Annotated in this window: 9 protein-coding genes; all 9 read left to right on the forward strand. The window is 68.5% G+C overall.

Annotation, left to right across the window (positions count from 1 at the left end; translation table 11 throughout):
- Window positions 1-121: 121 nt before the first annotated feature.
- Window positions 122-766, forward strand: a complete 645-nt coding sequence (locus ACFY1J_RS36715) for an HAD family hydrolase (protein ID WP_390711429.1) — start codon at window positions 122-124, stop codon at window positions 764-766.
- Between the two features lie 69 nt (window positions 767-835).
- Window positions 836-1558, forward strand: coding sequence for a VC0807 family protein (locus ACFY1J_RS36720; RefSeq protein WP_390711430.1), 723 nt, complete (start codon window positions 836-838; stop codon window positions 1556-1558).
- Between the two features lie 81 nt (window positions 1559-1639).
- Window positions 1640-2857, forward strand: a complete 1218-nt coding sequence (locus ACFY1J_RS36725) for an MFS transporter (protein WP_390711431.1) — start codon at window positions 1640-1642, stop codon at window positions 2855-2857.
- Window positions 2808-3980 (forward strand): acetoin utilization protein AcuC, encoded by a 1173-nt coding sequence (locus ACFY1J_RS36730; RefSeq protein ID WP_390732715.1) that lies wholly within the window; start codon window positions 2808-2810, stop codon window positions 3978-3980. The genes ACFY1J_RS36725 and ACFY1J_RS36730 overlap by 50 nt, the downstream gene beginning before the upstream one ends.
- 284 nt (window positions 3981-4264) lie before the next feature.
- Window positions 4265-5080, forward strand: coding sequence for a phosphatase (locus ACFY1J_RS36735; RefSeq protein WP_390711433.1), 816 nt, complete (start codon window positions 4265-4267; stop codon window positions 5078-5080).
- Window positions 5081-5209: 129 nt separating this feature from the next.
- Window positions 5210-5422 carry a helix-turn-helix domain-containing protein gene (locus ACFY1J_RS36740; RefSeq protein WP_263216600.1) on the forward strand — a complete coding sequence of 71 codons (213 nt, stop codon included), beginning with the start codon at window positions 5210-5212 and terminating at the stop codon, window positions 5420-5422.
- Window positions 5423-5533: 111 nt separating this feature from the next.
- On the forward strand, window positions 5534-5632 hold the full coding sequence (locus ACFY1J_RS36745; RefSeq protein ID WP_003948845.1) for a 30S ribosomal protein bS22: 99 nt from the start codon (window positions 5534-5536) through the stop codon (window positions 5630-5632).
- 196 nt (window positions 5633-5828) lie between these two features.
- Complete coding sequence (locus ACFY1J_RS36750) at window positions 5829-6890, forward strand: NAD-dependent epimerase/dehydratase family protein (RefSeq protein ID WP_390732716.1); 1062 nt, start codon at window positions 5829-5831, stop codon at window positions 6888-6890.
- Window positions 6891-6904: 14 nt separating this feature from the next.
- A partial coding sequence (locus tag ACFY1J_RS36755; RefSeq protein ID WP_390732717.1) for a lysophospholipid acyltransferase family protein occupies window positions 6905-7814 on the forward strand: 910 nt, incomplete at its 3' end.

Consider the following 7814-nt stretch of genomic DNA (forward strand, 5'->3'; position numbering starts at 1 on the left):
CGATGGTACTGCAGGGGGGACCCTGTGGGAGAGTAGGACACCGCCGAACAATTCTTGGGAAAACCCCCGCACCTTCCGGTGCGGGGGTTTTCTGCGTTCAGAGGCGTTTAGGCTCGAAGGCATGCGCTATGAACTCGTCATCTTCGACAACGACGGTGTCCTCGTCGACAGTGAGCCGATCTCCAACCGGATTCTGGCCGCCCAGCTCACCGAGCTCGGGCATCCGACCTCGTACGAGGACTCCATCCGCGACTACATGGGATCCGCGATGCACCGGATCCATGAGCTCATCCAGGAGCGGACGGGACGTCGGTTGCCGGACGACTTCGACGATGTCTTCCATGGCCAGGTGTTCGCCGCGTTCGAGCGGGAGTTGAAGCCGGTGGCCGGCGTTGCCGACGTGCTGGAGAAGCTGGCGGCGGACGGGGTGCCGTACTGCGTGGCCTCCTCCGGGAGTCATGAGCGGATCCGGGTGGGGCATCGGACGACCGGGCTCGACCGGTGGTTCGAGGAGTCGAGGATCTTCAGTTCGCAGGATGTCGGGCGGGGCAAGCCGGCGCCCGATCTGTTCCTGTACGCGGCCGAGCGGATGGGGGTCGCACCGGAGCGGTGCGTGGTCGTGGAGGACAGCCCGCTGGGCGTACAGGCGGCGGTGGCGGCCGGGATGGACGTTCATGGGTTCACCGCGATGACGCCCGCGGCGAAGCTCGCGGGCGCCGGTCAACTTTTCTCGGACATGAGCGAGTTGGCTGCCCTGCTGGCCTGACAAATGTCATGCCGAGCCCTGGACGATCGTTTCTACTGGAGTACCCGCCCCCTCCGCGAAGCTGAGGGCATGACGACGAAGACGAGCAAGAAGAACCCCTTCGCCCCGCTGATCGTGGACGTGGCGGTGCCTCTCGGTTCGTACTACCTGTTCAAGGACGGCCTCGGGATGAGCACCTTCGCGGCGCTCGCCTGGAGCAGTGTGGTGCCGGCGGTGCGGACCGTGTGGGGCCTGGTCAAGGAGCGGAAGACCAACGGCCTGGCCGGGCTCATCCTCGTCGTGAACGTGGTCTCCCTGCTGCTGAGCTTCGTCTCCGGCGACCCGCGGCTGATGCTCGCCAAGGACAGCGGGATCAGCAGCACGATCGCCATCGGGATCCTGGTCTCCGTCGCGCTCGGGAAGCCGATGATGACCGCCGGCATGAAGCCCTTCCTGGTGAAGGGGGACTCGGCCAAGGAGGCCGCCTGGCAGCGGCTGATGTCCGGGAGCGCGGCCGGGTCCGCGGACTTCCTCCGCAAGGAGCGGGCGTTCTCCGTCGTCTGGGGTGTGGTGCTGCTCGCCGAGTGCGTCGTGCGGGTCGTGGGTGCCTACACCGTCCCCGTGGAGACCATGGTGTGGCTCGGCACGGTCATCATGATCGTCGCGATGGCGATCGGCTTCGTCGTCAGTGGCGGCCTGGCCGCCGGGCCGATGGAGGGAATGCTGGCCGCCGAGGTCGAGGCCGGGGCGGTCGACGGCGGGGCGGTCGACGGCGGGGCGGTCAGGACGCCCCAGGTTGCTGTCGCCGCCTGAGCCCCCGTTCGGTAAAGTTGAGGGAAATTCATCTTTGGCTGGATCTACCCACGGGTACCCCGGGGCCCTACGCTCGCCGCCATGACAGATGTGCTGCGGCGCGGTAGGGCCTCGTTGGCGTTCAGCTTCTTCGCTCAAGGCGCCACCTTTGCGCTGCTCGTGACGCGCATTCCGGCCATTCAGGACCGGTACGGCATCTCCGACGCGTTGCTGCCCGTCTTCCTGGCCGCCGTGCCGATCCTCGCCGGGGTCGGCAGCGTGACGACCGAGCAGCTGGTGAAGCGAATACGGCCCAGCCGGCTGCTGCGCTGGTCCCAGCCGGTGGTGCTGCTGGCGCTGCTCGGCGTCGGCGCGGGTGGGCAGATGGCGGAGCTGGCGCTGGCCCTGGCGGCCTTCGGGCTCGCCGTCGGTGCGCTGGACGCCTCGATGAACATGCTCGGGGTGAGTCTGCAGCGGACGTACGGGCGGAGCATCATGCTCAGCTTCCACGCCGTGTACAGCCTGGGCGGGATCGTGGGGGCCTCGCTGGCCTGGGTCGGGGCGCACTGGCATCTGGCGCTGTGGGTGTCGTATCTGCCGGTGGTGGCGGTGCTGCTGCCGGCGGCGTTCCTGGGGAGCCGGTGGTACGTCGACGGGGATGTGGAGCCCGTCGAGGAGGCGCAGGGGGCGGCAGCGGGCGGGGGTGTTGTCTTCAAGCTGCTCCTGCCGCTGTGTCTGGTGATGACCTTCGCCTACATCGGGGACTCGACCGTCTCCAACTGGAGTGCGAAATATCTGCAGGACGTGCTGGGCAGCTCGGAACAGCTGGCGACGGTTCCGTACAACGTGTACATGGTGACCACGCTGCTGGGGCGGGCCATCGGGGACTTCGGGGTACGGCGGTTCGGGGCCGTGGTGGTCGTACGGGTGGGGGCGCTGGTGGCGGCGCTCGGGTTCGCCGTGGTGTCCGTGGCGCCGGGGGCCTGGGTCGGGATGCTCGGATTCACCCTGCTGGGGCTGGGGCTGTGTGTGCTCGTGCCGCAGACCTTCGCGGCGGCGGGGAGGCTGTTCCCGGGGGCGTCGGACGCTGCCGTCGCGCGGCTCAACATCTTCAACTACGTCGGTTTCCTGGTCGGTTCGCCCTTGGTCGGGGCGCTGGGGGATGCCTGGAGCTACCGCGGGGCCATGCTCGTGCCGATGGTGTTGGTGCTGGTGACACTGGCCTACGCCCGGTCGTTCGCCGCTCAACCTGACCGATACGGTGGCGGGCATGAGCGGCCGCGCACAGCTGATGTGGGACGAGGCAGTAACGGGCTATGACTTCGGTCCGGACCATCCGATGGATCCGGTCCGGCTGGAGCTGACCCGGAAACTGGTGGGTGCCTTCGGGCTCGACCGGGAACTGGAGGTCGTCTCGGCCAAGCCGGCGGGGGAGTCGACGCTGCGGCTCGTCCACCGGGAGGACTACATCGAGGCGGTCAAGGCCGCGTCGGCGGATCCGGGGTCGGCGAACGGGGCGTACGGGCTCGGGACGATGGACGATCCTGCCTTCGCCGGGATGCACGAGGTGTCCGCGCTGATCGCCGGGCAGTCGGTGGGGGCCGCGGAGGCGGTGTGGCGGGGGGACGCGCTGCACGCGGTGAACTTCGCGGGTGGGCTGCACCATGCGATGCCGGGCAGCGCGTCGGGGTTCTGCGTCTACAACGACGCCGCGCTGGCGATCGCGCGGTTGCTGGAGCTCGGGGCCGAACGGGTGGCCTATGTGGACGTCGACGTGCATCACGGGGATGGTGTGCAGGCGGCGTTCTGGGAGGATCCGCGGGTTCTGACGATCTCGCTGCACGAGCATCCTCGTACGTTGTTTCCGCAGACCGGGTGGCCGGAGGAGACCGGGGCGGAGGCGGCGGAGGGGTCTGCCGTGAACGTGGCGTTGCCCGCGGGGACCGGGGATGCGGGGTGGGTGCGGGCGTTTCACGCCGTGGTGCCCGAGTTGCTGGCCGACTTTCGTCCGCAGGTGCTGGTGACGCAGCACGGGGCGGATACGCACTTCGAGGATCCGCTTGCTCATCTGGCCGTTTCGCTGGACGCGCAGCGGGCGGTGCAGGTGGCGTGTCATGACCTGGCGCACGAGTACGCGGAAGGGAAGTGGGTCGCGCTGGGTGGGGGTGGATACGCGGTGGTGGAGGTCGTGCCGCGGTCGTGGACGCATCTGGTGGGGATCGCGGGTGGGCGGGAGATCGCGCCCGAGACGGTGATTCCCGATGGGTGGCGGCAGGAAGTGTTCGCTCGTACGAGACAGTTGGCGCCGGCGCGGATGACGGATGGGCGGTGGCCTGTGTCCTGGGCGGACTGGGGGTTGGGGTACGACCCCGCTGATCGCTTGGATCAGGCCGTGCTGGCTACGCGGCGGGCGGTGTTTCCGTTGCGGGGGATGCTGCCGTAGGGGGCGGGTGGTTGGGTGCGGGTGGGTTTTCTCGCCCCCGCCGCCCCTACCCGTCCCGTCCCCAGGGGCTGCCGCCCCTTCGACCCCGCCCGGAGGCTGCGCCCCCGGACCCCCGCTTCGGCCTGAACGGCCTCGTCCTCAAGCTCCCCCAAGCTCTACGAGCAGGGCGTACCCCCACGGGCTGGTTCTGCTGCCCCTCTCCGGAAAGTGAGCCGTTACGCCAACCGTGCGGTCTTCCTGCGATCCCGGCCCGTCCCCCGCCCCCGTCCGTCACCATCGCTCCCGTGTTGAGCAGTGGAGTCGTTCGGGCGCATCTTCTCGGTGCTCGGCTTGCCGGGAGTGTGGCTACTACGCGGGAGGAGAGTCTGCGGAGTTATCGGCTCTTCGCCGCTCGTGATCCTCGGGTGATGATCGGTATCGATCCTGAACGGGGCTGGGAGATGCGGGATTTGATCGGACTCATGGCGGAAAGGTGTGGGGTTTCGGCCGACCCTGCGCATACATCCGGGCATGATGTGATCGACCCGGAGCTGACCCTGGCTGCGCTGGATGCCTTCGCGGAGCGGCTCGCCGAGGTCGCCCGGCGTGGGGCGCCGGTGCTGTTCGGTACCGGGCACCCGCATCGGCTGCTCGGTTTCTACGCCGACCTGGCAGACGCTTTGTCGGCGGCGGGATGTGAGATCCTCACCCCCGCGCAGGGTCGCTGTGTCGACATAACGACCCGGTTCGGTCTACGTACGCACAACCTTGATTACGTACGAGGTGTCGCGCTGGCCCGGGCGGCCGGCACCGAACGCCCCGGTTGTGAGCCCGGCGCACACACGCATTCACCGCTCCCGGTTCGTACCGCGCTGGCCGCGGCGGCGGAGGGCGGCGGGCCGCTGCCCGAGCTGGTGATCGGCGATCATGGCTGGGTCTGCGGAGCAGGTCAGTTGGGGTTTGAAGCCATGGGTCTGGCGGATACGGATGACCCTGCGCTCTTTGTGGGGGAGGCGGAGGGGGTCGTGTCCGTCGTCGTTCCGGTTGATGACGCTGTGCGGTCTGATTACTACCGCCCGCTTACCCGCTACGTACTCAATCGAGCGTGTCTGTCACAGTAGGCCGCCGATGGGTGCACCTCTTCCCCACTCGCATCACCCGCCCCTACATTGGGGAGTGAGCACGCAACGACGAAGAGTCACCGGAAGGGGAAGCCGGTGGCCGTCGAGTGCGGAAGGTTCAGGTGTGTCATGGCTGCAGGTGGCGAGAGGCCTCTGAACGAGGTTCAGTTCCTTACCGTGGCGGAGGTTGCCTCGGTGATGCGAGTGTCGAAGATGACCGTGTACCGGTTGGTGCACAGCGGTCATCTGCCCGCGATCCGGGTCGGGCGGTCGTTCCGTGTCCCGGAGCAAGCGGTACACGAGTACCTCCGCGAGAGCTATGTGGGGGTGGAGACAGCCTGACGAACCCCTCGATTACGACCTCAGCGCTCGGACGGGTAGGCTGGCCCCTCGTAGGTCGTATGGGCCCATGGCGCCCAAACACCGAGTGATGAGAAGTGAGCGAGGGTAGTCGTGGGCTCTGTTATCAAGAAGCGGCGCAAGCGGATGGCCAAGAAGAAGCACCGCAAGCTGCTCAAGCGCACGCGCGTTCAGCGTCGTAACAAGAAGTAAGCGACGCCGCGAAAGCGTGTTCGCGTGGCCCCTCACCGTTGCTGGTGGGGGGCCGCCGTCATATGCGGACCGGGCGAATCTCGTCACTTCGTGCATCGGGAGGTCATCACAGCGCAACACCGACCCGCTAAGTTGGCGAGCACGGGGAACGCGGCAGGAGCGGCACAACGCCGAGGGCGGAAGGAAGGCGCTGATCTTGGGGAAGGTCGTGCTCGTGACCGGAGTGGCCCGTCAGCTGGGGGGCCGGTTCGTACGACGGATCCAGCGTGACCCACAGGTGGACCGGGTGGTCGCCGTGGACGCGGTGCCACCCGAGCATCATCTGGGCGGGGCGGACTTCATCCAGGCCGACATCCGCCAGCCCACCATCGCGCGAGTGCTGGCCGAGACGTCCGCGGATACCGTCGTGCATATGGACGTGACCGGCACAGCGCTGGGCAGCGGGAGCCGTACGACGGTCAAGGAGACCAACGTCATCGGCACCATGCAGCTGCTCGGGGCCTGTCAGAAGTCGCCGACCGTGAAGCGACTGGTGGTGAAGTCCAGTACGAACGTCTACGGGTCCGCGCCGCGGGATCCGGCCGTCTTCACCGAGACCACCCCGGCCAAGTCGCTGCCCAGCGGCGGCTTCGCGAAGGACACGGTGGAGGTCGAGGGGTATGTTCGCGGGTTCGCCCGGCGGCGGCCCGATGTCGCCGTGTGCGTGCTGCGGTTCGCGAACATCCTCGGGCCGACCGCGGACACGCCGCTCGCCTCGTACTTCGCGCTGCCCGTGCTGCCGACCGTGTTCGGCTACGACCCGCGGCTGCAGTTCGTGCACGAGGACGATGTGATCGAGGTGCTGCGGATCGCCTCGCACGAGCCGGAGCGGGGCACGCTCAACAGCGGCACGTTCAATATCGCCGGCGACGGCGTCCTGCTGCTCTCGCAGTGCTCCAGGCGCCTGGGGCGTCCCACGGTGCCGCTGCTGCTGCCCGCGGTCACGTGGGCCGGTTCCCTGGTCCGTACGCTGGGCATGACGGACTTCTCGCCCGAGCAGATCCGGCTGCTGACCCACGGCCGGGTCGTGGCGACGGATCAGATGCGCGAGACGCTGGGATTCAAGCCGAAGTACACGACCGCGGAGACGTTCGCGGACTTCGTCCGCAGCCAGGGCCCGGGCCTGCTGCCGCCGGAGGACCTCGCGCGAGCCGTCGACCGGATCGCCGCGCTGTCCCTGCGGAACAGCGGCCACCCCCCGACGCAGAGCGCCAACTGAGGAGCGCATCAACGATGGCGGATGCCAAGGTCATTCCGTTCGACGACGACCGGACCCGCGGGAACGCCGTACAGCGGCCGCCCCGGCGCCGGAGCGCGGGGAACCGGCGCAAGGGCGGCGAGTCCGCACTGGTCCGTGAGGTACAGCCCCTGCCCAGCAGGGCGCCCGCGCAGGATGATGTTCCCGTGACCCGTGAGGAAGAGCTGCCGCCCGAGCCGAAGCGGCAGCAGGACGGCGGTCTGGAACGGCGTGTGGCGAGCGGCCTTGCCTTTCTGCGGCGGCGGCTCACGGGGAACTACGACGTCGACGACTTCGGCTACGACGAGGAGCTGACCGACCAGGTCCTGATGTCCCTGCTGCGGCCGGTGTACGAGAAGTACTTCCGGGTCGAGGTGAAGGGCATCGAGAACATCCCGGCCGAGGGCGGCGCGCTGATCGTGGCCAACCACTCCGGGACGCTGCCGCTGGACGGCCTGATGATGCAGGTCGCCGTGCACGACCACCATCCGGCGGGCCGGCATCTGCGGCTGCTCGCGGCGGACCTGGTCTTCGTGCTGCCGGTGGTGAACGAGCTGGCGCGCAAGCTGGGGCACACCCTGGCGTGCACGGAGGACGCCGAGCGGCTGCTGGGCCAGGGTGAGCTGGTCGGGGTGATGCCGGAGGGCTTCAAGGGCATCGGGAAGCCCTTCGGCGAGCGCTACAAGCTCCAGCGGTTCGGCCGGGGCGGCTTCGTCTCCACGGCGCTGCGCAAGGGCACGCCGATCATTCCGTGCTCGATCGTCGGGGCGGAGGAGATCTACCCGATGATCGGCAACGCGAAGACCCTCGCGCGGCTTCTCGGCTTCCCGTACTTTCCGCTCACCCCTACCTTCCCGTGGCTGGGCCCGCTCGGGGCGGTCCCGCTTCCGACGAAGTGGACGATTC

The sequence above is a fragment of the Streptomyces sp. NPDC001406 genome (assembly GCF_042895285.1).
Taxonomy (GTDB): Bacteria; Actinomycetota; Actinomycetes; order Streptomycetales; family Streptomycetaceae; genus Streptomyces.

Excerpts from the sequence above, each read along its gene's own strand:
- ACFY1J_RS36715 (WP_390711429.1), top strand. The coding sequence starts at position 122 with ATGCGCTATGAACTCGTCATCTTCGACAACGACGGTGTCCTCGTCGAC.
- ACFY1J_RS36720 (WP_390711430.1), top strand. The coding sequence starts at position 836 with ATGACGACGAAGACGAGCAAGAAGAACCCCTTCGCCCCGCTGATCGTG.
- ACFY1J_RS36725 (WP_390711431.1), top strand. The coding sequence starts at position 1,640 with ATGACAGATGTGCTGCGGCGCGGTAGGGCCTCGTTGGCGTTCAGCTTC.
- ACFY1J_RS36730 (WP_390732715.1), top strand. The coding sequence starts at position 2,808 with ATGAGCGGCCGCGCACAGCTGATGTGGGACGAGGCAGTAACGGGCTAT.
- ACFY1J_RS36740 (WP_263216600.1), top strand. The coding sequence starts at position 5,210 with ATGGCTGCAGGTGGCGAGAGGCCTCTGAACGAGGTTCAGTTCCTTACC.